This is a genomic window from Hungatella effluvii (assembly GCF_003201875.1).
GTDB classification, from domain to species: domain Bacteria; phylum Bacillota; class Clostridia; order Lachnospirales; family Lachnospiraceae; genus Hungatella; species Hungatella effluvii.
Genome location: NZ_QJKD01000008.1, coordinates 263,733 through 290,281 on the forward strand (window position 1 = coordinate 263,733; position 26,549 = coordinate 290,281).

General features: G+C 49.1%; 21 protein-coding genes and 1 pseudogene. 2 read left to right on the forward strand and 20 right to left on the reverse strand.

Features of this window, described 5'->3' with window-relative positions; genetic code table 11:
• Window positions 1-738: 738 nt before the first annotated feature.
• The 13 genes and pseudogenes from DFR60_RS16775 to DFR60_RS16830 all read right to left on the reverse strand — a co-directional run bounded on the left by DFR60_RS16775 (window position 739) and on the right by DFR60_RS16830 (window position 12,590).
• Complete coding sequence (locus tag DFR60_RS16775; protein WP_110323925.1) at window positions 739-1,104, reverse strand: ACT domain-containing protein; 366 nt, start codon at window positions 1,102-1,104, stop codon at window positions 739-741.
• 19 nt (window positions 1,105-1,123) lie between these two features.
• Window positions 1,124-2,788 carry a methyl-accepting chemotaxis protein gene (locus tag DFR60_RS16780; protein ID WP_110323926.1) on the reverse strand — a complete coding sequence of 555 codons (1,665 nt, stop codon included), beginning with the start codon at window positions 2,786-2,788 and terminating at the stop codon, window positions 1,124-1,126.
• A 209-nt stretch (window positions 2,789-2,997) separates the two neighbouring features.
• The gene (locus tag DFR60_RS16785; protein WP_110323927.1) at window positions 2,998-3,876 is read right to left on the reverse strand and encodes a helix-turn-helix domain-containing protein; all 879 of its coding nucleotides are present in this window, start codon (window positions 3,874-3,876) and stop codon (window positions 2,998-3,000) included.
• A gap of 196 nt (window positions 3,877-4,072) precedes the next feature.
• Window positions 4,073-5,032 carry an AraC family transcriptional regulator gene (locus DFR60_RS16790; protein WP_110323928.1) on the reverse strand — a complete coding sequence of 320 codons (960 nt, stop codon included), beginning with the start codon at window positions 5,030-5,032 and terminating at the stop codon, window positions 4,073-4,075.
• 182 nt (window positions 5,033-5,214) lie between these two features.
• The gene (locus DFR60_RS16795; RefSeq protein ID WP_110323929.1) at window positions 5,215-5,454 is read right to left on the reverse strand and encodes a ribonuclease HII; all 240 of its coding nucleotides are present in this window, start codon (window positions 5,452-5,454) and stop codon (window positions 5,215-5,217) included.
• Window positions 5,455-5,573: 119 nt separating this feature from the next.
• Window positions 5,574-6,488 (reverse strand): AraC family transcriptional regulator, encoded by a 915-nt coding sequence (locus tag DFR60_RS16800; protein ID WP_110323930.1) that lies wholly within the window; start codon window positions 6,486-6,488, stop codon window positions 5,574-5,576.
• Window positions 6,489-6,596: 108 nt separating this feature from the next.
• Entirely contained in the window at window positions 6,597-6,758 is a 162-nt protein-coding gene (locus DFR60_RS30465) for a hypothetical protein (protein ID WP_167437629.1), read from the reverse strand.
• Window positions 6,759-6,769: 11 nt separating this feature from the next.
• Window positions 6,770-6,923, reverse strand: a pseudogene (locus DFR60_RS30920) (radical SAM protein); the annotation flags it as partial.
• Between the two features lie 320 nt (window positions 6,924-7,243).
• Window positions 7,244-8,176, reverse strand: coding sequence for an amidohydrolase family protein (locus tag DFR60_RS16810; RefSeq protein WP_110323931.1), 933 nt, complete (start codon window positions 8,174-8,176; stop codon window positions 7,244-7,246).
• The gene (locus DFR60_RS16815; protein ID WP_243005102.1) at window positions 8,169-9,050 is read right to left on the reverse strand and encodes an amidohydrolase family protein; all 882 of its coding nucleotides are present in this window, start codon (window positions 9,048-9,050) and stop codon (window positions 8,169-8,171) included. Before DFR60_RS16815 ends, DFR60_RS16810 begins: the two co-directional genes overlap by 8 nt.
• Window positions 9,047-10,120 (reverse strand): N-acetylglucosamine-6-phosphate deacetylase, encoded by a 1,074-nt coding sequence (locus DFR60_RS16820; protein WP_110323933.1) that lies wholly within the window; start codon window positions 10,118-10,120, stop codon window positions 9,047-9,049. The genes DFR60_RS16815 and DFR60_RS16820 overlap by 4 nt, the downstream gene beginning before the upstream one ends.
• A 119-nt stretch (window positions 10,121-10,239) precedes the next feature.
• Entirely contained in the window at window positions 10,240-11,115 is an 876-nt protein-coding gene (locus DFR60_RS16825) for an aldose epimerase family protein (RefSeq protein WP_167437630.1), read from the reverse strand.
• A gap of 53 nt (window positions 11,116-11,168) precedes the next feature.
• The gene (locus DFR60_RS16830) at window positions 11,169-12,590 is read right to left on the reverse strand and encodes an MFS transporter (RefSeq protein ID WP_110323935.1); all 1,422 of its coding nucleotides are present in this window, start codon (window positions 12,588-12,590) and stop codon (window positions 11,169-11,171) included.
• Window positions 12,591-12,709: 119 nt separating this feature from the next.
• Between DFR60_RS16830 and DFR60_RS16835 the strand changes: the two genes are divergently transcribed.
• Window positions 12,710-13,912, forward strand: a complete 1,203-nt coding sequence (locus DFR60_RS16835; RefSeq protein WP_110323936.1) for a helix-turn-helix domain-containing protein — start codon at window positions 12,710-12,712, stop codon at window positions 13,910-13,912.
• Between the two features lie 47 nt (window positions 13,913-13,959).
• On the opposite strand, the gene DFR60_RS16840 is transcribed toward DFR60_RS16835, so the two are convergent.
• Genes DFR60_RS16840 through DFR60_RS16855 form a run of 4 tightly spaced genes read right to left on the reverse strand, consistent with a single transcriptional unit; the run spans window position 13,960 to window position 21,133 of the window.
• The gene (locus DFR60_RS16840; RefSeq protein WP_110323937.1) at window positions 13,960-17,376 is read right to left on the reverse strand and encodes a hypothetical protein; all 3,417 of its coding nucleotides are present in this window, start codon (window positions 17,374-17,376) and stop codon (window positions 13,960-13,962) included.
• Window positions 17,369-19,834 (reverse strand): efflux RND transporter permease subunit, encoded by a 2,466-nt coding sequence (locus DFR60_RS16845; RefSeq protein ID WP_110323938.1) that lies wholly within the window; start codon window positions 19,832-19,834, stop codon window positions 17,369-17,371. Before DFR60_RS16845 ends, DFR60_RS16840 begins: the two co-directional genes overlap by 8 nt.
• On the reverse strand, window positions 19,831-20,148 hold the full coding sequence (locus DFR60_RS16850) for a hypothetical protein (RefSeq protein ID WP_110323939.1): 318 nt from the start codon (window positions 20,146-20,148) through the stop codon (window positions 19,831-19,833). Before DFR60_RS16850 ends, DFR60_RS16845 begins: the two co-directional genes overlap by 4 nt.
• The gene (locus DFR60_RS16855; protein ID WP_167437631.1) at window positions 20,132-21,133 is read right to left on the reverse strand and encodes an amidohydrolase family protein; all 1,002 of its coding nucleotides are present in this window, start codon (window positions 21,131-21,133) and stop codon (window positions 20,132-20,134) included. The genes DFR60_RS16850 and DFR60_RS16855 overlap by 17 nt, the downstream gene beginning before the upstream one ends.
• 329 nt (window positions 21,134-21,462) lie before the next feature.
• Here DFR60_RS16855 and DFR60_RS16860 point away from each other — a divergent pair, with 329 nt between their 5' ends.
• Entirely contained in the window at window positions 21,463-22,050 is a 588-nt protein-coding gene (locus DFR60_RS16860) for a TetR/AcrR family transcriptional regulator C-terminal domain-containing protein (protein ID WP_110323941.1), read from the forward strand.
• A gap of 264 nt (window positions 22,051-22,314) precedes the next feature.
• Here the strand turns inward: DFR60_RS16860 and rny are convergent, their stop codons facing one another.
• The 3 genes from rny to recA all read right to left on the reverse strand — a co-directional run bounded on the left by rny (window position 22,315) and on the right by recA (window position 25,804).
• The gene (rny, locus tag DFR60_RS16865) at window positions 22,315-23,874 is read right to left on the reverse strand and encodes a ribonuclease Y (RefSeq protein WP_110323942.1); all 1,560 of its coding nucleotides are present in this window, start codon (window positions 23,872-23,874) and stop codon (window positions 22,315-22,317) included.
• 116 nt (window positions 23,875-23,990) lie between these two features.
• Window positions 23,991-24,608 (reverse strand): regulatory protein RecX, encoded by a 618-nt coding sequence (locus DFR60_RS16870; protein WP_110323943.1) that lies wholly within the window; start codon window positions 24,606-24,608, stop codon window positions 23,991-23,993.
• A gap of 95 nt (window positions 24,609-24,703) precedes the next feature.
• The gene (gene recA / locus DFR60_RS16875; protein ID WP_110323944.1) at window positions 24,704-25,804 is read right to left on the reverse strand and encodes a recombinase RecA; all 1,101 of its coding nucleotides are present in this window, start codon (window positions 25,802-25,804) and stop codon (window positions 24,704-24,706) included.
• Between the last annotated feature and the right edge of the window lie 745 nt (window positions 25,805-26,549).

Sequence of the window (26,549 nt, forward strand, 5' to 3'; positions counted from 1 at the left end):
TAATCACACGCAAATCCTGCTGATTCATGCCATTTCCTCCTCGCTATGAGCACTTGGCGGGCGTCTTTTGGCCGCTTACGTGCGATGCATGTCATCTCCACTTGGTGAGGTCCCTCACGAACCTAGTGGAGTGGCTCGCTATGAGCACTTAGCGGGCGTCTTTTGGCCGCTTACGTGCAAGAATAGCAGCCTGGTACGAGCAGAATAGCACATTCTATATGGATAAGCAACTAATTGTCGCATTTTATTGCTTATCCAATCAGTTCCGTTCCATCTGGTGATTGAAACTTTTTTCCGGACTCCTTACAATCGGAGGAAAAGGAGATGAGGGGTATCACTGCCAAGTTGATGGCAGAGACCTTAAGAGGCAAAAGTCTCGCAAAAGGAAGATTACCTTTCAGCCGTCCTCTGCAAAGCGTCTAAATGACGGATCACAGTCAATAAAATCAGTGTGTTTTTATCCATTTCCGACAATCAATATTTTTTTACTGGTAAAACGCACAATTTTATCTTTGAAATTTCCTGAAGTTTGTGAACACTTTTGTAGGGGTTATGGTGTATATTAATAATCGTAAACCCCCCCAATACATTATATAGTTTTTGCTACACCCCATAAGAAACGAAATACCTTCTCCGAAAAAAGGACCAGCTCCCCCGGCTGATCCTTTTTCATTGTCTTAATATATTATTTTGCCCTGTAAGAAAGGGGCGGCAGACTCGCGTCCGCCGCCCCTTTCCCTATTTCACCAGATAGCCCTTCTCCGCGAGCGCTTCCGCCGCCCGCAGGAAATCTTCTTTCTTCGTCAAAACGTAATCGGTGTTATACGTGGAAACAACGAAAATACCGATCGAATGCTTCGCCAGGGCTGCCGATATATCCGCCAGGATTCCAATCAGGGAAAAATCCAGCACTCCCTCGATCCGAAATGCCTTCCAGCCATCCTCTCTGTCCGTCGTCTCCTCCGGAACATGCTCCGTTCTGCACACCAGTGATAATTCCTCATCCGTTTTCCCGATAAAATAAAACGAATCCGTCAGGTTGACTCCTGACAGGTCCCGGATTTTACAAACCGAGAAATCGTCGTTTAAAAGCTTTATTTCCATAGCACTGCCTCCTGTCACCTTATTCCATCATATTATCGCGTTTGAGCTGAAAGGCGGCCACAATACCGTCTAATCTTCTCGCTTCGGCAGAGAGCGTCTGGCTGGCCGCCGCTTCCTCCTCGGCAGTTGCCGAATTGGACTGCACGATCTCGGCAATCTGTTTCATGCCGCTGCGTAAGAGCCTGATGTGCTCCGCCTGCTGGGCCGACGCGGCCGATATCTCCCGCACCAGTCCCATCGCCTGATTGGAAGCAGACACGCCCTGCTCCAGAGCTTCGGCTGTGGCAGAGGCGATCTCTCTGCCCTTTCTGACCGCCGTGTTGGCATTCTCAATCAGCTTCGCTGTATCCCTGGAAGCCGCGGAGCTCTTTCCCGCCAGACTCCTCACTTCCTCCGCGACCACGGAAAAGCCTCTGCCCGCCTCCCCGGCCCGCGCGGCTTCGACGGCGGCGTTCAGCGCCAGCAGATTCGTCTGCAGGGCAATATCCTCGATCACCTTTGTGATTCGCTCAATTTCTTCGGAAGCGTGTGTGATATCATTCATGGCAGCCGTCAGCTGTTCCATCTGAGCCTTTCCCGCCTCCAGCACCCGGACCGCGTCCTGGGAGACGAGACTGGCCTCGCCTGCGTTGCGCGCGGTGTTGTCAACCTCATCCGATGCGGCTTCCAGCGTCGCCGCCAGTTCCTCCACCGAAGCGGCCTGCTCCTGGGCCCCCTCACTCAGCGTCATGGCGCCGTCTGCCACCATACCGGCTCCATCTGCCACCTGGGCGGACGACCGTACAATCTCTTCCAGCGTATGATTTAACCGCAGCGTAATATGAACCAGAGATTCCCGGATGGAGCTGAAATCCCCGACGTAATCCAGTGTGGGACTCACCGTTAAGTCATTGGCCGATATGCGTTCCAGCACGTATGCCAGCTCTCCGATATACTCTCTCAGCCGTTTTACGGTGAGTTCTAAGGTTCCCGCCAGCTCTCCGATCTCATCTCCCGACGTAATTCCAGATACCACAGGAGTATGGGAGGCGATTCCAAAATCTCCCTGTTCCACTGTGCGGGCAAACTTCCTGAGGCTGGCAAAGGGAAGCGATATGGCTCTCTTTGCGAAAAACAGAATCAGTCCCACGCCCGCCGCCGCGCAGATCAGCCCCGCAAGCCCCATGGCCCACAGCGCTCGGTACATCGTGGACTTCGCTTCATAACTTGAGACTCCCGAAAAAATAAGCCCTTCAGCCGTCCCATCCGCTCCATACACCGGTACATAGGAGCAGACATGGGGAACACCCAGAATCGAGGTCTCTCCGACAAATGATTTCCCCTCTGAAAGGACTATCTCCGCAACTGCCGGATCCAGCGTCGTTCCGGTAACGCGCTCCCCATCCTTGATGATCGTGGTGGCTGTCCGCTTATCTCCCTGAAAGATCGTATACTCGTAACCGGTCTGAGCCTTCAGTTCATCGAGAAGCAGCGTCCTGTCCCGATCCCCGTTTTCCGCCTTCGAAAGCTCATAATTCAGCAGATTCGTTCCCTGCACACACTCTGCCTTCAGCATGTCCATGAACTGCCTGTGGAAAATGATTCCACAGAGAATAATAACAAAAGCTGTGCTAGCACACAGCAGGACACCAGCCAGAATACTGAATCTGGCGCCTAGTTTCAGTGACTTTTTATGGCGTTCCATACGTGGCCCTCCCGGAATTAATTTCCTGGTTCTCTCAGTTAATAAGAAATATTCTGATTAAACATATCACGATGGTTTATGTCTGTCAAGAACTTTGGAAGGGCTTCCAATCTCAGGAGGAATGGCCTGTTTATCATCTTTCCGTCCGCCATTTTTGCAACACAAAAGGTGACCGCTGCGCGTCACCTTTTGTCCGTCTCTTCCTGTTTTTAAAGATTTTTCACCGGGAGCAGTTCAATATATCCTCTGGTGCCGACCGGCTCCAGCTGAATCCGGGGGTTTTCGCTGTCCCACCGGTATCCCGCGGCCGATGGTTCATATCTCTTAATCGCTGTTTGAACTGCCTCGATCGCTGCGCAGTAGTCTTCTTCCTCGAAGGGTTCCCCCTGAAACATGAGGTATTTTGCCGCAGGGAGTTCGATCACATCGAAGCCTTCCGGAACTGGACCGTCGTAATCCATGGTGACCTCCACGCCCTGTACATAGACAGAGGTCCCGGGCCTGCGCAAGGCCTCCGGAAGCCATAGACATACGGGTTCCCCGCAGAGGGATTTCATGCTGGTTAAGAGTCCCCATACATCGCAGCCCACCTCTTCACAGTAGGGGAAGTAGTCCGCCGCCTTCACCCCTCTCTTGATAATCACCTTGCGTTCCGGTTTGTCGATTGCCTGAATAAACACATTTTTCACATTTTCCATTGCGTTCCATTCCTTTCTGATCTCTCTGTATTTGACGCCATACGGGGTAAACAGATACAAAGGAACCGGATTCCCGGCGTATTCACGCGGATTACAGCCAAACTCCCGGAAGAACGCCCTCTGGTATCCATCCACGCTTCCGAACCCGTACTCAAACGCCACATCTGCGATTCTGCACTGCTCGTCTCTCAATTTCAGCGCGGATTCAGAGAGGCGCAGCCGCCTGATATAGTCGGCCGGAGTCTGGTTCGTCCACTGCCGGAACAAACGGTAGGAATGCCACGGCGAGAACAGCGATACCCTGGATAAATCAGCCAGCGTAACCGCCTCCTTTAAATGCTCCTGAATATAGTCCTGCATCCTCTGAACCGCCTCTGCCTGTTCCTTCATAACTGTCTCCTCCTGTTGTGTGCACTCATCGGCGGCTTGAAACCGCCTGTGTGCATTTTTGTCATCTTCACCTAAAAGTTTCTTCTCGAACTTACTGATGTATCTGACACGATTATCATACAAAAAATCAGAAAAATACTCTCGACCTTTTTTGCTGAACGGAATTCTGATACAGACGGTATTCTCACCTGGATTCCTAATCCTGGAGGGGCAGCGGCATTACCCACACCTCCATATAAAGATCGGATTCATTGCTTCTGTAGTACTTTTCCGCTGAAAACGGCAGTGTTGTCAGGCCATGCGCCGGCAGCCACGTTCCGAATAAGTATTTTCCCGCCTGATCCAGCGCGATGGTCACCAGTTTTTCAAACGTCTCCGCCTCGATTCTGCATACCAGATACTCTCCCACAGGCAGTTCCCGCTTCACAAGCGTGGAAGCCTCTGCCGCTTTCGACTTTGTATTTACTTCCATTCCTGCTGCCTCTGCGTCCCCCTCCGCCAGGGCCCCGGCAAAATAGAGAAATGTCCCCGCCTCCGGATCTGCCATATGCGACATCCCCATCTCCGGCCCATCCGGCGCCAGTCCATCCACAGATGGTTTCTTTTCATGAAATGATTTCCACAATTGCCCCGGGACATCGATTCCGGTGCTCTCCCCCGCCGGCACCTGCCTCTTCATCTCCACGGCAGTCTCCATTCCCAGATAAGCTTCGGGAACCGCAAGCCGCCTCCGCTCGATCTCCAGAACGATATCACCCGCGATCAGCGGCACGCCCTCATCCACCAGCTGATATCTCATGGACAGCTCCGGCTTGTCACACGTGTTGAGCATGGGCCAGTCCTTCCTGTACTCCTCCGGCGAGATGCCATAGGCCTCCTTAAACGCCCTTGTAAATGCGGCATGGCTGGAAAATCCATACTCCACCGCGACATCCAGAATCCGCTTTTCCCTGTCGGCCAACACGGAAGCCGCCATAGCCAGACGCCGCATCTTAACGTATTCCAATACCGGCCGTCCCGTCAGACGCTTGAACAGCCGCTGAAAATAGAACGGGGAAAGGCCGGCCGACTGTGCCAGCGCCTCCGTGCTGATATCCTCCTGTAAGTGTTCCTCAATAAAATCCAGTGCTCCGTCGATTGCTTCCCATGCGTGCATCCTCTTGTCTCCTTTCGATTTCTGTCTTTACTTCTATCCTCGATTTCTGACCTCATTTTATCACGCACACGCTTTGCCCGCTATCCGTCCAGTGCCCTTTTTCCAGGCTCACCGGGAGATTTAAAACAGCCCGGTGTGCCATTTCAGCACATCGGGCGTTCTGATAAATTCCATGGCGGCGTTCAGCAGTCGCCCACATAATAATTCACAATACTCAGGTAATCCGCTGGTGTGGGAACCTCCAGACACAGACTCAGAATCTTCCTGTTCCTCTGATATTCCGCCTGAAGCTTAACCTGGATTCCGTATTCTTTGTTTATATTTTCTTTTCTTCCATCAGAGTCCACGATAAAAACGGGGCCCGTGCAGCCATTGACAGTTTTCAAAAATTCCTTCATATTTAAAATCCTGAGTTTCATCATATCTATCCCTCCTGAACAAAACGGTCCGGCACGCCGGACACCTGCACTGTCTGATCTGTTGTCTTCTCATTACAATATCATTATAGTGCAGTTTGTTTCAGGAAAATATCATCTTACTGTCAATCTATATCATAATTCCGCCATTTACTTCGATACTCCATGGGACTGCATCCGACGCGTTCCCGGAATACCTTTCCGAAATAACTGCTGCTTCCCAGTCCACAGGACTGACAGATCCTGGTGACGGAGTCGTTCCCTTCCGCCAGCATATGGCACGCTTTCTGTAAACGGTAATCTGTCATATATTCCACTGGCGTCATCTTCAGGCAGTCATGAAACGTGCGGAAGCACTCCCTCTCGCTGATATAGGCGGCTGCCGCAACTTCCGCCACCGAAATCTTATCCGCGCAGTGTTCATGGATATACACCATCATCATCTTAATCTTTTCACTCGGCCTGCTGCCATGGGCGCCTTCACTGCAAAGTGGCTCTGCGATCGCAAGCAGACGGCACCACAGCTCCGAGAGAAGCGTCCGCAGGCGGATCTCGTAGCCATACTCATCCTCCGAAAGTCCAAACGATTCCCGGAGAATCGCAAGGAACTCCGCGTGCTCCGGCCGATCCGGATAGAGCCCGATCATCTCGATACCGGGGGCTGTGATGAGCGGCCGCACGTATTTCTGGTCAATCCGGCTTCCTGTCTGCCCGCTCACCAGCAGCGGATCGAAAATATGAATCATGGAAACCGCTGTCTTCTCCCCCTCCTTTACCCGCGACATGTGGAGTACATTGGAGTTGACGAAGCCGGCGGAGCCCTGTGGGAAGATGATCTTCCCCTGGGGTGTATCATACTCCACCGCCCCCTCTTTCATATAAAACAGTTCGACTTCCTTATGCCAATGCCACGGCGACTGCTTTCCCAGATGCTTCTCCAACTCCACATAGGAAGCGATATAAGGGAAATCCGGCGAAAAATCAGGAAGCTGCTCCTCATAGCTTCCCGGCTTTAATTCCACAGTATGGATAACTTTCATGGCGACCTCCTGTCTCTGGTCTTTATTATACCAGAACGAGAGGCCGCTGTAAAAAGAAACTGACCTTTCTCTTTAGCTGATATTTTATCTGGCCGTTCTGATGTTTCGTTATATTCCCTGCTCCTTCGCTTCCCTCTCCCGGTTCTTCAGCGCATCGATATGCTCCCGCGCCTTCTGCATATTTCCGTACGGATCTCCTTTTACAGGGTCAAAATCCATATTATAACGGCCCCGGTGTACACCAGGCTTCTTATCTGCATCCTTTAACACGGCACTCACTCCTCCTCCTTCGTATACAGTTCGATGGGGAACAGTCCCTCTCTGTACTTGGTGATTCCGGCCGGAACGATGCTGACACTCCTTAAAAAGCGTCAGATACTGCGACAAATCCCGGATAGAACGTTCCAGCTCCGGTCCGTCATTGACATTCTTGCAGCCCCCGTCCGGCCTGCTGGAGCTCAAATCCAAATTCAATTATAACATTACAGCGTTCCATATTGCCACAGAATGTAAAAAACTTAAGTTTAATGTAATAACTCTGCCGGATCATCGGGAGGCGCTTCCTGTAATAAAAATGCCACACAGCTGCAAAGATATAAATTCTCTGCGGCTGTATGGCATTAGTGCTGAATTCAACGGCATTTGCGCAATGCAGTACCAGGGCTTGTCTGAAAATTAATTTCCGTCATCGAGATAGAGAAGTACCCGACCGATATCCGGCGCCCCAAACGGTCTAGCTGTCTTTTACTCAACCGTTAAAGTGAAGACAACAGATGTTCCCCATTCGTCAAAAATATTTTTTCTTTTAATGGTTCACTCATTTTACCTGTATTTTCCAACGCCTCACTATTTTTCCTGACTGTCGCGGGAGCTGTATGGGGGAAATCGCTTCCGTATAGGATGTGATCTTCCGAAGCAGCATTCAAAAGCACATCCAGCTGTTTCGGTTCCGCGTAGCCTGCCACATCAAAATATACATGTCTTAGTGCCTGCTCCAAATCAGGTTTGTTGACTGTAAAATTCTTAAAAAACACATCCAATCGGTCTGACAAAAAAGGAACAAATGCTCCCGCATGTGAAAAGATAAAACGAATATTAGGATATCTCACAAAAACATCGGTCAGACACATATTTACAAAAGTTCTCGTCGTATCGAAGAAAAATTCCATGGCTGGAATTGGAAAATCCGTACAGACATCTTCCGGAACATCTGATGGTTCTGTTGGATGGATATGTACAATGCTTCCTAAACTGTCCCATTTTTCCATGATCGGGTCAAGTATGGGGTTGCCAAGGTAAATCCCGTCAGAATGTGTGTTGACGGTAAAACCTTTCGCCCCCTCCTCCATCGACTTCTCTATTTCTTCCAGTGAGCGTCTGATATCCGGCATCGGAAGCGCTGCTAAGTAACCCATTCTTTTTTCATAACCCTTTAACAATGAGCTAATCTCCTTATTATTTTCCCTTACAGCCTCTATGGTTTTTTCTGTATCACCACAGCAAAAATACGGGGAAGAAATCCCCAAAAGTGCGTATACGATCTGATTCTCCTCCATACAGTCCAACTGTTTTTGAATATCCCAATCCGGTGTTTTAAAATTCTCCGGTTTTGGTCCAAAATGATCCATTAAAAACCGTCTGTATTGGTCTGTCAGATAGTGAACATGAAAATCGATTTTCTTATACATTTCTCATTGTCTCCTTTAATATTTTTTTACAAGCGTTTTTTGCGCAGATTTTAGAGTATGCTTCTTTGGATATTTTTCCTGTTTCCGCTTTTTTATCCAACCATCTTCCCAGTGGGAACTCCATAGATATATTGGCCATGTCCGTACCGAAAAAAAGACGGTCCTGGTATTTTTCCATAAAATCAAGTCCAAATTGGGGATCACGCATAATCGCATTTCCGCCGCTGTTTGCAGAGAGGTCACCGTGTAAATTCGGATAATGGTCCATCAGATCGATCAGCCTTCCTCCCGCTTCCACGGGCCCTTCCGGGTATCCCTGCCGTTCTTTTTCATTTTCTGTCCGGTTTTTGCTGATTTCATACCAAAAGGGCTGGGAATGACCAATCATCATTAACCGGGGGAATTTCTTCAGCGCCTCCTCTAACAGAAAGAGACCAGGCTCATCGATGATGCCATACTGATTTTCCGGTTCCGGGCTGATGTGAAACAGGATTGGCAGTTCCAAATCCTCACAGGCTCCCATAATCTCCTCCATATATGGATGCGTGAGCGGAAGATGTGTTACCCACTCCCCCAGACCTTTTGCCCCCTGTTCCTTCATTCTTTTTAAGTAAGAATAAGGTTCCTTCACGCCTGTTGGAATGTTGCAGAACCAACTGTATGTTTCGGGAAACCGCCTCGCTATCTCAGCAGCTGCATGGTTGGAGATCATCGCGTCATCCTGAATCTCCAGTGACATGATTACCGCATGTACAATTCCAAGCTGTGACAAGTGTTCTTTCATGGCCGCACAGCCGCTGAATTTCACATGATTATAGATTCTGGCACAATCCTCCAAAGCTACATGCAGATGGATATCTATTTTCTTCATCATCCATTCCTCCTGACTTCTTCCCCTGCAAGATAAACCGCCTTTACATGAATATCATTGTCAAAAATAATGAGATCTGCATCTGCTCCAACGGCTATTTCGCCCTTTTTTCCCTGAAGTCCCAGATACCTTGCAGGATTCTTCGAGGCCATTCGGACTGCGGCCCATAACGGAATCCCCGTTTTCACAGCACAGGTGCGAACCAAGGTGTCCGCGCAGGCAATACTTCCCGCAAAACAGCTTCTGTCCGGCATTTTGGCCACACCATCTTCAATGATGATCTTCATGCCCATCATCTCCTGCTCTCCCGCAGCATCCGTTCCAGCAAAGGGTCCCGAATCCGAGACCAGCAGGATCCGGTCGTAGCCTTTACATTTTACTGCCAGTCGGATCAGCTCAGGCGGCAGATGACAGCCATCACAGATCAGTTCCACATCCAGATCATCACACAATAGTCCGGCTTCCACAAGTCCGCCGTGACGGAACCCATTTGTTCTCGTTACTGTGGACATGGTAGTAAATAAATGAACCACACAGGAATAACCGTTATTTTGGGCCTCCATGGCTGTATCGTAGTCTGCCATACTGTGTCCCATGCAGACCCTCACCCCTCGCTCCTTTAAAAAGCGGCCAAACTCCATGGCACCCGGAAGTTCCGGTGCAGCCATCCAGCGGATCACACTGCCCTGTGCAGCCTCCCACAGCGTCCTCCACTGCGTCTCTTCCATTACCCTTTTTTTCAGTTTCATCCCTGATCCGGCTCCCTGGGCAGCCTGCTCTGATGATGTGTAAGGACCTTCCATAAACAATCCAGGTACGAACGGAAGCCCCCGCTCCTTTGAAAGCCGCCTCCACAGCCCTGCCATAGCAGATATTTCTTCTGCCGAACGGCCCAGGGCAGTTGGTAAAATAGTGGTGGTTCCGTGAGACAGATGCGCTTTGAGAGCCGTTTGAAACTGACTGTAATCCGGCTCCAGAAAGCTTCCCCCGCCGCCTCCATGTGTATGGACATCAATCAATCCCGGAGATACATAATCTCCTTCACAGTTGATGATCTCATCCGCTTGCGGCATCGAAATTTGTTCTGCACAACCACCTCCAAAACATTTTATAATGCCGTCTTCTTCTAAAAGCCACCCGTTCTCTAATATCCGATCCGCAAGAACCAGATTACATGATTGAAATAATCGTTTTATAGCCCTCTCCTCCTTTTTTTCTCATGATTTTCCGATGCAGAATCTAAAATATGCAGTCCAATACAGGCAGTTGTCTTCTGCCCCGGCTCAAGGCTGGTTAATGTCTCGGGTGCCGTATGAAACGCATCTGCCGGTGCCGACCATGGTTCCATACAAACAAAATGATTCTCAGGTCGGGACCAGAGCAGATGGTAGGGAAATTCCGGACTAAAGGACACCTCCAGACGGTGTCCGCTGCCACGGTCCCACAACGAAACCCGCTGGGACGCGTTAAAAAACATTGCCCCATACTCGGATGATCCGTCTATCTCAAAAGCAAATCGTCCCGGTGCCGGAATACGCAGCTTTTTGGATGGAATCCATAACTCATCCGCTGAAATTTGAAATTCCACCGATTTTAATTCCGATATGCAAAAATATGGATGAAAACCAAAAGAAAAACGCATGGTCACCTCTGATTGATTGTGATAAGTCTGGAACACATACAGAGAGTTTCCCACCAGTTTGTATTCCAAGTCAACACAAAATTCATAAGGATATAGCTTTTTGGTTCGTTCATCTGAACAGAATCTCAGCTTTGCATAAGAATTCTCCTCTGATTCTCCTGCGCTCATGACTTCCCACACAGCATATTGGGCCAGTCCATGAATCCCCATATGGCGAATCTCACCACTTTCAAAGTAAGAATCCTCTTTTAGTCTTCCACAAATAGGAAATAATATAGGCATTCCGCATTTTGGCCGTTCTTCTGATAAAAGATTGGCCACATCAGAATAAAGATACTCCTGCCCCTGCATATTCAAACTGACCAGCATGCCTCCGCATGCAGGAAGGATAACGGCTGTTAAACCGTTATCCTCATTTTCCAGCACCAGCTTCTGCTGCGCCGGTACATGATATTCTTTCGCTTTGTACATTGGAACAGTTATCCTCTTTTTCTTTCCGCTATGGTATGCTGCACTTCTTCCATTTTCTCCTTCGTAAGATCATAAAACCGCATGGCTATCAATGTCGCGATATGACCTAATATCGGTACAATACAAAAACAAATCAGGATCACATTATTAAATACAGCATTGACCGGCTCGTTTGGTGTGATCGTTACAGCTCCCACACCGGCATAAGCCAGCGCAAATCCTACAATCAGCGTAGACAGCGAGGACAGCAGCTTGTCAATAAACGAAAAAATAGTTGCCACCATCCCCGGAACATACCGTCCTGAGCGGTAAGTCTCGTAATCGCTGCAGTCAGCAATGAGCGGGGTCAGCGTGGACATGGAAACATAAGTTACACATTTCTGCAGCATGTATAATCCCAGGAAAATAAACGGTACCTCCGGATTCGGTTTCAAAATAAACATCAGTGTCAGCAAAATTAAGGAAATCCAGGTCGTTGTTAAAAAACACCGTTTCAGCCCAACCTTTCTTGCCAGCACTACTCCCAAAAAAGAAAAGATAATCGATGGTACCAGTACCATCATCGAAAATTTTCCCTGCATGGAAGAATTTAACAGGATATTGGCAAATATGTAGGTCAGTGTTCCTCCCATCAGCATGGAGCCAAGCTTGTCAGTAGCTGCGGAAACAATCAGCATCTGCAAAGGACGGTTGTGTGCAGTGATGTCTAAATATGCTGATACTTTTACCTTTTCAGCATTTCCACGACTCGTAAAATTCTCAGACCGATCCTTCTCCCAGATTCCGGCAATTGCCAAAATAGTCAGAAACACAGACAACAGTACAATAATGAGGGACGCCGTCTTCCATAACTCCGGATTCACCATTCCTTTATTGGGGGCATATTCGCCAACCGAATAAATTTTGGCCAGATACGTGGTAATCAGAAATGGAATAATAGCCGATATGATCTGGCAGCCAAATCCGTCAAAAAATGTGAAGATTGGCCTCTGTTTCGGATCATTGGTCAGTATCGTCTGGGCACCCTTTGTACAGATCGTCTGAAAGGTGTAACCAATAATATACAGAAAATACATGACCGTTGTATAAATATATTTCCCGGTAAGCGATAAGGTGACGGGTGTTCGGAATAAAGCAAGCAGACAGAGTCCAATGATGATGTTTCCACCCAGCATAAACGGGCGGAATTTTCCGAATCTTCCATCCGTCCGGTCAATCCAAAAACCTACGATGGGATCCGTTATCCCGTCAAATATTCTGGTGCAGGTGGCAATCATTCCAACAATGACCGCTGCCAGTCCCAACACATTCTGAGTGTAGTAAGCGTAATAAGCCATTAAAAAATTTGCACAGTTGGTGGCCACGTTGTTCATAGAAAAACATCCGATCTGCCACAGTTTTGCCTTGTCGTAATTCATCTGGTTATCCATAGTATCCCCCTGAATATTTTTATTTCAGAACGCGTTCCTGATAATTTGATTATAACAGGGACAATTATTTGAAGTTAGGATAATCTTATGATATACTGGTACTATCTTTAGGAGGTGACATGATGGCTGACTACACCGCATTTGATATGATTACCGATATGATTGGAAAAGCAACCGGAGTTCCCGTCTCATTCATTCCCAATACGAGAGAAAATCTAAGCAGCTATGATTCCCTTCTGTCAGCCGGCCTGTCCCAGGTGAATTCCTGCAACTTTGAAGAGGAGAAGCTCTATTGTATTGAAGATTTACTGCATGTTCACACCCTGATCCTACGAAGAAAACTACCGGATGATTTACTCATGATTATCGGATCTTTCCTGACGGCTGAACCGGGGGATGAGGAGATTATCCGCGTAATGTCTGCAAACGCAATGCATCCTTCCACGAAACCGGCTCTCATTGACTATTATCGTTCGCTTCCCCTTGCTAAACTGTCTTATGTACGGTATTTTGCCGGCATCGCAGGACGCTTTCTGTATGGAAGGACTGTGAAGTTTGATATGATCAATCTGTCCCTTTCCCCGCTCTCCTCCGGCTCCATTACACCGTTTCAGGAAAATCCCGGGGCACAGCTGACATTCTTCAAAGAAGTAGAGAAGCTTTTTGATCTGGAAAAAAAGATGATGTGGGAAATCGAGCACGGCAATCGCAAGGAGGCGCTTCAGACCTATGAAGAACTGTATCTTTATGTAAAAAAACGTCTTCATCGGGAAAAGCAGCTTCAGACAGCCCGGTGCCACAGCCATTCGCTGAATGTACTGTGCCGAAAGTCCGCCCAATATAGCGGCGTACATGTTTCCCTTTTGCATGAGGCTTCCGAGCATCATACAATCAGAATTGAGCAGGCCATGTCTCCGGGAGAACTCCATGACGGCGACATCCGTATGCTGGGAGAGTACCTGACACTGGTCCAGAATCTTTCCATGAAGGAATATAGTAAGTCCATCCGCCAGGTCACCGCCTTCATCCTCACAAACCTTGGAGCCGAAATTAATCTGGGAACTCTGGCTGAATTATGCAGTCTTTCCCCGACGTATTTAGCCGCTCTTTTCAAAAAAGAGACTGGAATGACGGTCGGTCAGTTCATCACTATCAGACGCATCCAGCTGGCCTCGGATCTTTTGATTCAGTCCGGTATGCAGATTCAGGAAATCGCTCTCTATCTGGGATTCCAGGATACCAGTTATTTTTCACGGGTATTCAGGAAAGAAACCGGCATGACGCCTCAGGCTTTTCGGAGAAAGCATAAAATAATCCGGTAGGACCAGCCTGCCGGATTATTTTAGCGTCTTCCTTATAACTGCGCACTTTAATTTCTTGTGGTTATAACCTTTCCAGCAAGTATAAGAGCCAGCAGCGCAGCACCCATTCCAATTGCGATGAGCAGCATGCGGGACTGCTCCGCTGACCGGATTGCAAGCTGCACCTCAGTTCCGTCTGCGGACAGGAGCAGATAGCTCCCCATGACTTCGGTATCCGCTTTGCTCCACTGTCCATCCACATAGAGGTAAATAGTTGTTTTCTCTGGTTTCCCATTTAGGGGCTGATAACGGATGATGTGCTGCTGCGCACCGTCTCCCGGCATGGAGACGCGCCAATACTCGTCAATTTCATCCAGTGGGACACCTGAAGCATCGCCTTTCGTGACGGTAATCGCATCATCTTGAGAGAACTGCCCGTCAACAAGAATCACCGACTGCCCGTTGCTGCGCAGCGCACTGCTTGCCAGTGTAGTGCAATACCTTGTGTAAACGGCCTCAACCACATCATCGAATCTTAAATTGGTAAAATCTGACCTGCTCCACTGCCCATAGCAGCCTTCTTTATAAGGAACGTCCGGCACATGAGAATGTTCCAGCGTTTCACCGTATTGCACCGAAAGTGTTTTCACGACAGCATTGTCCGCCATGAAGATCATGGACAGGCTTTTGAACCTGGTGGGAAGCCCTTCTGCCAAAAGCAGGGCTTCATAGGACATGGGTTCCGCTTTCCCGGACAGACTCACTCTGTCCACACCCGCAAGGTCATCCGAAACAAAGTAGTTGCCCGAGAGTATTCCGGTGGCATCACCGGCAATGGCGGCGGCATTTTGCGAATCTCCCCGCACATTTACCAGCGTGTAGCATTCACTGATATCCTTGCCTTGTCCTGCAATGCCGCCCACATACCTGCGCCCGGACAGAAAGCTCTTGGTAAAGGATTTGCGAATGATTGAGAGTGACTGACCTGCGATGCCGCCGACGTAATCCCCGGAGGTGCTGGAGATAAAGCCGTAGTTCTCACAGGTGTAGACCGTCCCCAAATCCATTCGCCCAACTATCCCGCCTGCATAGTCCTTTTTGGAGGTCACGCTGCCTATGTTCACGCACTCCAGTGCAATCGCTCTGGTCTGGTACTTAAAATCGCAGGAGCGGGTTCCGCTTATGGAAATATCATCCTCCGGATCCAGGTCGTACTCAATGGCCATGGAGCCCGCCACGCCGCCCACGTTGACATCTCCATCCACCGTCCCGGTATTTTTGCAGCCGGCCACCTTGCCCTCGCGAGTCTCGTAAATATCCTCGTTGGAGATATCCTCATAGTAATTTTTGGGGTCAGGTCCGTCGGTTCCTACATCGTCGCAGAGAGCGAGCATCAGGTCCATAACCACCATAAACTGGTTGTTGACCGCCCGAAGATCGTCGACGAGGGTATCGTTTGAGGAGCCGAGTGTACTGTTCAGCGATGAGAGTGAGCCGGAGAGCCCGGTCAAAGCGGCGTTCAGCCGTTCCGAACTCTGTGTGTAAGCTTCTCCCAAGCCTTGAAATCTGATATCGTCCTCCCCGGACAGGTCTGCCGCCCATTGATACAGCTGAATAACCACGCCGGACAGAGAGTCTGATGCGGACTCAAGCGTTTGGAGGGCCGACTGAATCTGGCCCGCAATCGGACTAATTGCACCATTGGCCTCCTCCAGATGCTCTAAGAAGGCGGCAAGCACAGAGAGAGAATGATTTATTTCGCCAAATGTATTTGAAAAATAGTTTATGGAACGGGACAAATGGCTTAGAGCTGACTGTATATCACCTTGTAAGCCTTCTGCTTCCTGCCCGATGCGGTCCCAATCTATCTTTTGCATGATATCGTCCAGGTCTGTCGCCACGGCAGACCCGCAAGTCATCACATCAGTCAGTGACTGGAGCAGCTTTTCCAATGTTTCGCGGCCTATGGTGCCTGCTGCCTCGTATTCCGCCGCAGCTTCTTCCACAATTTCTGCGACGGCTTCCACCGCATTGGCAAAGGCTGTACTGTCTGTCTGCAGCTGCTTCATCTCGGCATCCATATCAGGCAGGTACCGGTCGTTGACGAGAATGTCCACGGCTGCCTGGATTTCCTCTACCCCGGCGCTGAGATAGGCTGACGCCTCGCGCAAATGCGAGACAGCTTCCTGTAAATCACGGATAGCGTCGTCGGATATTAGGGTGAGGTCATTTAGCTGTGGAGCGACCTTCTGCAACTCGGAGAATGCCTGTGAAGCCTCCTCAGATGCGTCCTCCAGCTCCGATAGAATTCCCGGCAGCCTGCCGATATACTTCCGGATAAGAGCGGATAAATCGTTGGTGGAGCTGACATTGCCGTCCACAAAGCCGGTGATTTGACTGTTCAGGCTGTCGGCGCTATCCCGTGCGGTATCCAAATATCCCAACGCAGTGGTGGTCTGTGCGGAGGCGGTGGTGGAGGCGGCATCCGCATCCGTCAGTGTCTGATCCAGCAGCCGATGAAGTGTGTTGAGCTCGGTCTCCAACTGCTGAATGTCCGTCCCGCTGAATGTCAGGCGAATATCGGGGGCCATCTGCCCCACGATACCACCAACGTCCTTTCGTCCGTTAATGGTTCCGTTGTTGACGCAGCCGCTTAAATATCCCGACTGTCTGCCTGAGATTCCCCCCACATTGTAGCCCACATGAGGGTAGCCTACGCTCCCGTTGTTAGTGCAGGACTCGATGGAGCCTGTGGAATAGCCACTGATTCCCCCGGTGTCGGTATGTGCGGGAACATTTTCTGCGGAGTTTGGGCGCTCCCAATCAATTTCTATATTTTCAAGGAAAGCTGGCAGCTCCACATAGTCCGTATTGACCGCACCATTATTGGTACAGTTTATCATGCTGCCGCTGTTTAAACCAACGATACCGCCTGTGAAATGGGTTCCGGAGATGATGCCGGAGACTCGGCATCCTGTGATCACGCCGCTGGTCTCGTTGCTTCCGGCAATCCCTCCAACCGTGCTTCTGCCTTTTACGGTTCCGTTGAAACTGCAATCATGGATGGTGCCATAGTTCGTTCCTGCAATCCCGCCAAGGACATCCTGCGTGCCCGCAGACACAATGCTCCCGGTGACTTGGAGGTTTTTGACCACGGCGCCCGGCTGAACAATGCCGAAGACCCCAACGTTAGAAACGCTATGGGAAACCGACCATCCTTTGATGGTGTGCCCCTGGCCGTCAAACAATCCGCCAAAGGTCGGGACGGATACAAAATCCGTGCCCCGGAGGTCTAAGTCGCTGGTAAGCCGGAACTCCTTGCCTTGTGACCAGGTATCTAACGTACAGTTTTTTGCAAATTCCAAAAATTCCTGCGTGCTGTCAATAGAGACGATGCGTTCCTGTTCCACCGCAAAGACGGGGGAAGCACAGCTGGCAAAGAGGACACACGCCATGAGAAAACTGATTATACTCCGCTTATTCATCTTCGATATCCTCCTTTTTTTCCGGTGCCTCAATTTCTTTGATTTCTCCTGATTGAACAAAGGCATCCACCCTGCCCCTCACGACGCCGTGAATGGTTCCGGTAATTATTCCGGAAACCTGCCCATGGATGCGCCCATCCACCCGAACAAATCCGCTGGCCGCGCTGCGTGTGGGCAGGGCCACGTTAATCGCGAAGGATGTTTTGCGTATGATCTTATCTCCAAAAAGCAGAAGCTGGGGCAGAATGAACAGGACCAGGAAAATGGAGATAAGGGTCCCTCTGGCAAGGGACTGCCCGATGGCCACGATGGCCGGCTCCGAGGTCAGTTCGCCGATGAGGAGACCTGCAATGGCCAGCATGGACCCGGAGGTGATGATGGTTGGGAACGAAAGGTTCATGGTCTCGATCATGGCCTCTCTCTGCGGCATCTGCTCCGACAGCTCCATGTACCGGGAGGAGATGACGATTGCGTAGTCGATGTTCGCTCCCATCTGGATGGATGAGACGATGAGATAGCTCATGAAAAAGAGGGGCGACCGGGTGAGCGCCGGGAAGGAGAAGTTGAGCCAGATACTGCCCTGAATGACCATGATCAGCAGTACCGGCAGCCCCGCCGAGTTGAAGGTAAAGAGGAGCACCGCCAGAACGATAAGAATGGAGACCACATTCACCACCGTATTATCCCGCTGGAAGGATTTATACAGGTCATACTGACTGGTGGAGTCTCCCGCAAGATAAATTTCGTCCTTGTAGTATTGCCCGGCGATCGTGTGCATCTCATCGAGAAACGCAAAGGTCTCCGCGCCCTCCTGGGGGAGGTTGAGCGACATGAGGATACGGCTGTAGTGCTCACCCTCCATTTGAACGCGGCCGTCCCGCATCTGCACATAGGCATCGTCCAAGGTCTCCTGTAAGTCTGGGTCGAGGGTTACATACCCCTCCTGCACCTCGTCATAGAGGAACATAAACATATCAATGAGCGGTACGCCATAGGTGGGCAGACCATTGACAATTTTCGCATAGTTCTCATTATTTGCTGCGTAGGCGGCATAGAGCATCTCCGCCACCTCATAGTCCAGGTCCGCAAGCTCGGCAAACTGGCGCGGATTCAGCTTATCGGTCAGCATATACCCGTCCATTGCCTCGGTGTTGCTCAGTCCCATGGCGTAATCGATCTCGGGCCGTGCCTCAAGTTCAGCAAGGAGCCCCCGCTCTGCCTCATAATCGCCGCCCGGCACGATCATGGCAAGCACGTTGTCCTTGCCGAAGTTCTCTTTGATCATCTGTTCGGCGATTTGCGATTCATTCTGAACCGGAGTGGTCAGCTGACTGTAGCCGTACACATAAGGGCACTGATTGGAAATGAACATCGCGGCGGCAGCCAGAACTAAAAATATGGGTGGGACAACAAAACGTGTCCGGTACGCAATCTTGCCTACAAGGGGAATTGGTGGAATCAGCTTTTTGTGCCTGGTCTTTTCCATCCAGTTGCTGAAGAGAATCAGCAGCCCAGGCATGATAATAAAGACCGACAGCAGGCTTAAAATAATCGCCTTGATGAGTACGATGCCCATATCGACGCCAATTTCAAACTGCATAAAAGTCATAGCCATGAGTCCGCCCACGGTGGTAAGGGAGCTGGCCGATATTTCGGGGATGGCCTTGCTCAGCGCCACAATGACCGCCTCACGGGTGGGCAGCGTCTCCTGTTCCTCCTTAAAGCGGTTGCACAGGATGACCGCATAGTCAATAGACAGGGCCAGCTGGAGCACAATGGTGACGGAGTTTGAGACAAAGGAGATGGTTCCGAAGAGGAAATTTGTTCCCATGTTGATAATTGCGGCAGAGAGAAAGGTTGCCAGCAGCACAATCACCTCGGCGTAAGTCTCCGAGGTCAGCAAAAGAATGCCTACCACCAGGATGGCCACAATGACGATGATCGCCTGCATCTCGCTGGCAATCGTCTCCGAGAGAGTGTCTCCCAGGGTGGTGGATACATAGAAGTCGTGCCCGGCGAGGGTCTCCTTCACAGTGTCCAGCGACGTGAGACAGGCGTCCTCCTTTTCATCATAGGCGAAGGTAATATGGTAGAGGGCGCTGGCGTTTTCATAGTGGTCGGCGGTATCGTCAAAGGTGACGCCGGACACTCCGGGCACCGCCTCCAGCTTTTGCAGGATTTCCTCCGCCTGTGGATAGGAGATATTGGCCACCATGACGTCTGCCATGCCAAAGGTCACAAATTCCTTCTCCATGATGTCGAGCCCCACTCTGGTCTCGGTATTGTCAGGCAGATAAGCCGACAGGGAGTTCTCCACATGAACCCAGCCCTTTGAAAATGCGGAAAAGATGATGGCGATGATGAGCAGCAGAAAAAACAAGTTGCGCTTATCCACGATAAAGGTCGCAGCTTTGATCACGGCACCACCATCTTGCTTTTTCTGATTGTTCTCACTCATTGCACTTGCGCTCCTTCTATTTTCATGGGCTTATGATTGGGGGCATGGGCCAAACCCGTTACGGTTCCATCGGCAGCTAAATTGGCGTCCACCTCCACCGGCAGCACTCCAAACGGCAGCTTCACTTGAATTCCAAATTGATAGCTGCTCCCATTCACTTTACCGTTTTCGTAGGGAATGGTTAAGCCCATCAGCTTTGCCGTACCACCAAATTCTGTTTCGGTGTACATGGTAAGCTCCACATAGACCTTAATGGGCCCCATAGGACTTTTAATTTTAACTTCAAATTTTTTTGTTTTATTTACCGGCTGCATAATTATGACCTCCCAAACTTGTAATTTTTTTAAGGCGGGGAACCAGTTCCAGTGCGTTTTCTGTAAATATCATCTGCTTTTGCTCGTAAGTCAGTTTTTTTGTCTGTTCCAGTGCCTCCGTCTGTCCGATGCAGGCAAAAATGTCGGTGTAGGGCGTGTCGGAGCCGTAGAGCAGATGGCTGGAGTCCACATTTTTGAGGAGCAGCTCCACCTGCTTCTGCTCGGAAAAGCCCGCCACATCGAAGTAAACATGGCGCATATCCGCCATAAAATCTGCGTGGCGGTCCGGGTTGTCAAAGCGCAGCATAACCGAAAACGATTCAAAGCGGTCTGCCAGAACACTGAGGAATGCTCCCGCGTGGGGGACAACCCATTTGATGCCTGGAAAGCGTGCAAAGGTGTCCATCAGCACCATGTTGGTAAAGGTCCTGGTGGTCTCGAAAAAGAACTCCATGGCGGGAATGCTTATGTCCTCGCAGACATTGGGAATGCTCACCGCCGGTGCAGCGGGGTGAATGACGACCAGCGCGCCCCGGCCGTTCAACTCCTTCATCAAATCGTCATACCGCCGGTCTCCCAGGTAAACGCCGCCGCTGTTGGTCAGAACGCCGATTCCATCCGCGTGTAAGGTGTCCAGCGCATAGACGGCCTCCCGAATACTGTCCTCCACGTGAGGAAGCGGCAGCACCCCCAGGAAACCGAGACGCTCGGGGTGCCTCGAAACATATTCTGCCGCCTCTTCATTGATACGGCGCACATACCTCAGCGTTTTTTCCTTCTGTGCCGTATAGAGCCCCGGTGAAGAGAGCTCCAGAAACGCAAAACCAATTCCAAGAGTGTCCATAAACTCCAGCTGTGTCTCCAAGTCCCAATCCGGTGTCGGGAAACCGTCTGGTTTCTCCATGCCTTCGCTGTCAAGGAATTCGTAATACGCCGGTGAGAGAAAATGGGACTGAAAATCAATCTTTCTTGTAAATTTCATCATTGCTTTTACCTGCTTTCTCATAAAATGCTGACTTATGTTACAGATGATCCGGCAACGAGCCAAACGGACACGCGGGCGCGTTGACTTGGCAGTAATATATGCCATTTTTCATGAATGCCACCTCTTTGATAGAAATCATACAGGAAACCGGAGAGTAAAAAAACGGTCATCTGCAGTGCAAATGAGTAAAACCGGACAAAAGGTGCCGAATTGATGGTCGATTGCAAATACCGGACAGATGTGATATCCTATGAATACCTGGGCACTTAACGAGGTCTTCCACCCGTTTCTTGACCATGGTATCATCGCTGCGATTAAGAGGTAAACAGATGAAACAAGAAGAGAAAACCCTTCAGACAAAACTTGCCCTTGCCAATGTTCTCAAAAAAAAGATGACCAAAAAATCTCTTTCCAAAATAACGGTTCGCGAGTTGATTGAAGAATGCAATTTGAACAGGAAGACCTTTTACTATCATTTTGAAGATATTTATGCACTGCTGCAATGGATGCTGGAGCAGGAAGCCATTGAGGTCGTTCAAAACTTTGATTTGCTGCTGAATTTAGAGGACGCGATTGAGTTTGTAATGAACTATGTATCGGAGAACAAGCATATTTTAAACTGTGCGCTAGACAGTATGGGCATAGAAGGCTTACAGCGTTTTTTTGTTTCCGATTTTCATAAGTTAGTAAACACACACCTAAAGTTGGGTGCAAAAAATCTCGGCGTTGCAATTCCGGAGGAATATGAGCGGTTTTTAACCTTCGTATATACCCAGGCCATTGCCGGAATACTGGTTGAATGGATCAAAGCAAAAAACAGGAGTGAAGTCAGCTATATCACGCCCGAATATGTATCGATGTTTATTCGCACCTCACTCCCTCCCGCACTGATGGCCGCTGCACAAAATCAAATTTAGGGGGCAAAATTGAAGACAAAAAAAGGACTGGATACGTATTTGAAGCTTTTCTATTCAAATACTGTCCAATCCTTTATTTTAAGAGGTTTTTAGTGTAATCTTTCATCAAATTTTTTACGCCAATTGCATTTCCCGTTTTACGCCAATTTTACGCCAATTAAGGCGAAAAATACAAGAAGTTATATGAAATAAAAAAATGCCCTAAACCCGCATGAATACTGGATTCTTACGGTTTTTAGGGCATTTATCTTTCACTCCGAACAATTACTTCGCGTAATCTGTCACTCTGGACTCTCTGATCACGTTGACCTTAATCTGTCCCGGGTATTCCAGGGCTTCTTCGATCTTCTTGGAAATATCGCGCGCCAATAAGATCATTCCGTCATCGTTAATCTGTTCCGGTACTACCATAATCCGAACTTCGCGTCCCGCCTGGATGGCGAAAGACTTGTCGACTCCCTTGAAGGAGTTTGTAATATCTTCTAACTGTTTCAATCTGTTTGTATATGTTTCCAGTGTCTCTCTTCTTGCACCCGGTCTTGCGGCAGAAATTGTGTCCGCCGCCTGTACGATGCAGGCGATAAGACTCTGTGGTTCAACGTCACCGTGATGGGATTCTACGGTATTCAGCACAACTGCAGGCTCTCTGTACTTCTTGCAGAGCTCCGCTCCCAGCTGAATGTGAGAACCTTCCATCTCATGGTCAACGGCTTTCCCAATGTCATGTAATAAACCGGCACGTTTAGCCATACGGACATCAAGCCCGATCTCTCCGGCAAGAAGCCCGGATAACTGGGCTACTTCCATGGAATGCTTTAATGCATTCTGTCCGTAGCTTGTCCTGTACTTCAGTTTACCAAGCAGTCTGATGAGTTCCGGATGCAGACCGTGAATACCGACCTCAAGGGCCGCGGCCTCACCTTCCTCACGCATGTTGGTTTCCACTTCTTTCTGTGCTTTTTCTACCATTTCCTCAATTCTGGCCGGATGAATACGTCCGTCCACAATGAGCCGTTCCAATGCGATCCTGGCTACTTCTCTTCGAACCGGATCGAATCCGGATAATACAACCGCCTCAGGGGTATCATCGATAATGAGTTCCACGCCCGTCAGGGTTTCTAACGTACGAATGTTGCGTCCTTCACGTCCGATGATTCGGCCTTTCATCTCATCGTTCGGAAGCTGCACAACGGAAACTGTCGTCTCTGCAACGTGGTCCGCAGCACATCTCTGGATGGCTGTCACCACATATTCCCTCGCCTTTTTATCGGCTTCCTCTTTTGCTTTGTTGTCGAGTTCCTTGATTAATTTCGCAGTGTCATGTTTTACATCATCTTCAACAGATTTTAAAAGATATTCTTTTGCTTGTTCGGAGGTTAATCCGGAAATCTTTTCCAGTTCCTGTATCCCTTTTTCATAGAGAGACTCTACTTCGGCGTTTCTCTTATTCAGGGCTTCCTCTCGAGCAGTAAGACCTACTTCTCTTTTTTCCATTGCGTCGGACTTCTTGTCCAGGTTTTCTTCCTTGCTTAGTACTCGTCTTTCATAACGTTGAAGCTCAGCTCTTCTTTCTCTGGTCTCTTTTTCCAGTTCATTCTTAGTCTTCAAAGACTCTTCTTTTGCTTCAAGGAGAGCTTCGCGCTTCTTTGTCTCAGCGGTTTTTAATGCTTCATCTATTATTTCCCGGGATTTTTCTTCTGCAGAACCAATCTTGCTCTCATACGATTTTGTACGATACGCGATGGCAGCAGTCCAGGTAATAAAAGCAACTACAACTGATGCGACGATTGCAATCAATGCAGCCGTGAATACTGATACTGACACAGGAGCACCTCCTTATTTAATTTTCATTGTACATCAATACAACACTACAATTTTAAACTGTTTTATACATTATGTCAAGTATTTAACCGCTGTTTCCAGTATACTTATACACATTTTCAAAATGACCCATCATCACTGTACTTACTGCCAAAAACGCGGTCCACCGTCTCAAAGGAAAATCCTTTTCTTCCCAGCGCTGCCATAGCTTTTCTCCGCTCTTCCAGTGTCATGGCTTCCGGCTCCAGTCTCTTCCGCCTGATGTAGTCCCTGATCTGCGCCTCCTCGTCCACCGGATGCTCCTCTAAAATGTCGGAGACCGCCTCCTTGGAAAGCCCTTTTCGCTGAAGCTCGTACTGAATCTGCCGCTTGCTTTTCTTTGTGGAGTGATACTCCACGTAGCGTCTGCCATACTCTTCATCGTTGATATACCGGTGCTTCTTCAGGAATTCGATGGCATACTCGATAGCTTCTCCAGGATAGTATCCGTCCTTCAGCTTCTTCCGCAACTCCTGTTCCGTCTTATCGGAAGACTTCAGCAGGTAACAGACCCGCTCCACCGCACGCTTTAAAAGGATCTCTTCCATGATCTCACGATACGTCTCCTCCGGCAGTTCCTCTCCCGTCTCAATGTGATACCGCTTTATTTCCCCGTTATAAAGCGCAAGAGCAAAGTCTTCATCCAGAACGACTTTACTCCTGCGCTTATCAAGGGGTGTGATCTCCGTAACTGTCATACCTGCCCCTTACTCTTCTTATTTACTGATTTTATGAATCGCCGCCTTTATAGATCACAGTTCTTTATAATTTCCTGCCATCTTATTAGTCAGACTTATGATTCCTTCGGTTCGGCCTTAATTCTCTTACTCTCTTTTTCCGGAACAGCTTCTCCCGCGGGAGCGCCGCCTGCCGGAGCACTTACCGGAGCCGCACCATCTTCACCGAGTCCGTAACGGGCGCGCACCTTATTCTCGATCTCCTCACAGACAGCAGGATTATCCTGGAGATAAATTTTAGAATTCTCACGGCCCTGGCCGATCTTTGCTCCGCCGTAAGCGAACCATGCGCCGCTCTTCTCCACAATATCTTCCTTCACCGCCAGATCGAGCACATCGCCTTCTTTGGAAATACCCTTTCCAAACATGATATCAAACTCTGCTTCTTTAAATGGCGGAGCAATCTTATTCTTAACAACCTTCACACGTACGCGGTTACCAACCACTTCGCCGCCCTGCTTTAAGGATTCAATTCTTCTGATATCCATACGCACAGAAGCGTAGAATTTCAGGGCACGGCCGCCAGTCGTTGTCTCAGGGCTGCCGAACATAACGCCTACCTTCTCACGCAGCTGGTTGATGAAGAGTACCGTACAGTTGGACTTACTGATGACACCGGTCAGCTTTCTTAAGGCCTGAGACATCAGACGGGCCTGCAGGCCTACATGAGAGTCACCCATGTCGCCTTCAATCTCCGCCTTCGGAACAAGGGCTGCAACCGAGTCCACGATGATAATGTCAACCGCGCCGGAACGCACCATCGTCTCTGTGATCTCCAACGCCTGCTCCCCGTTATCCGGCTGAGAGATATATAAATTATCGATATCCACGCCGATCTTCTTCGCATACACCGGATCAAGGGCATGCTCAGCGTCAATAAAGCCCGCGATGCCGCCGCGTTTCTGAACTTCTGCAATCATATGTAAAGCCACGGTCGTCTTACCACTGGACTCCGGGCCATAGATCTCCACGACTCTTCCCTTCGGGATTCCACCGAGTCCCAGGGCGATATCAAGGCTTAAGGAACCGGTCGGAATAGTCTCCACGTTCATCTTCACGCCGCCGTCTCCCAGCTTCATCACGGAACCCTTGCCATATGCTTTCTCAATCTGTGTAATGGCGGCATCAAGTGCCTTTAATTTATCATCTTTATTCATGTTATCCTCCAATGCGAACAAACGTTCTTTTCCTGTTTATAATCATAGTATACTTGTCCCTAAATGTCAACTGGAATTTTCCTGAATTCCCGCGTTTTTACACCGCTGAAAGCAAAAAAATCCCTGCCCCTATTCCCTCAAAACGCATCACTCTCCTGTTTTCTATTCTCTTTTGTAGCTTTTCCTGAAACTGCGGCGAACTGCCAGTGAACTGCAGAAATAGAGAACGGAACGTTCTCCGATACCCTTTTACTATATCATAGGGACGGTCTTCATGCAATTGGTATTTTCTGTTTCTGGTAAGTATACCGATGCTATTTTTAATTTTATGTTTAAATAATTTTTCTGGATTTCTATTGTGTAATTTTTTTTGTATGTATTGTAATTTTTTTCTGGCTTTCTACCGTAAATATGGTAAAATAATAGCAGTCTCTGCCGCACATTCCTGTGCGCAGAACCGTTCATCAAGTCCGTGGCTGTCATCTGTACAGCATACGGCTTCATACGGTATCAGACGATACCGTCAGGGCCAGTTCGGCCATAATTTTCCATCACTGATTTTGGATACACCGCAAACAAAATATCTGACTCAAAGGGGGAATGTCTGTGAATGCCTGTTGATACCTGACGCATTTTTGATTATAATCCCATCTTTGACACATGAATGAACGTATAAGTGCCACAACCCCTTTGAAATACTGGGCTTGTGGCACTTTGTACTCTCTTCACGAAATATAGTAATGTT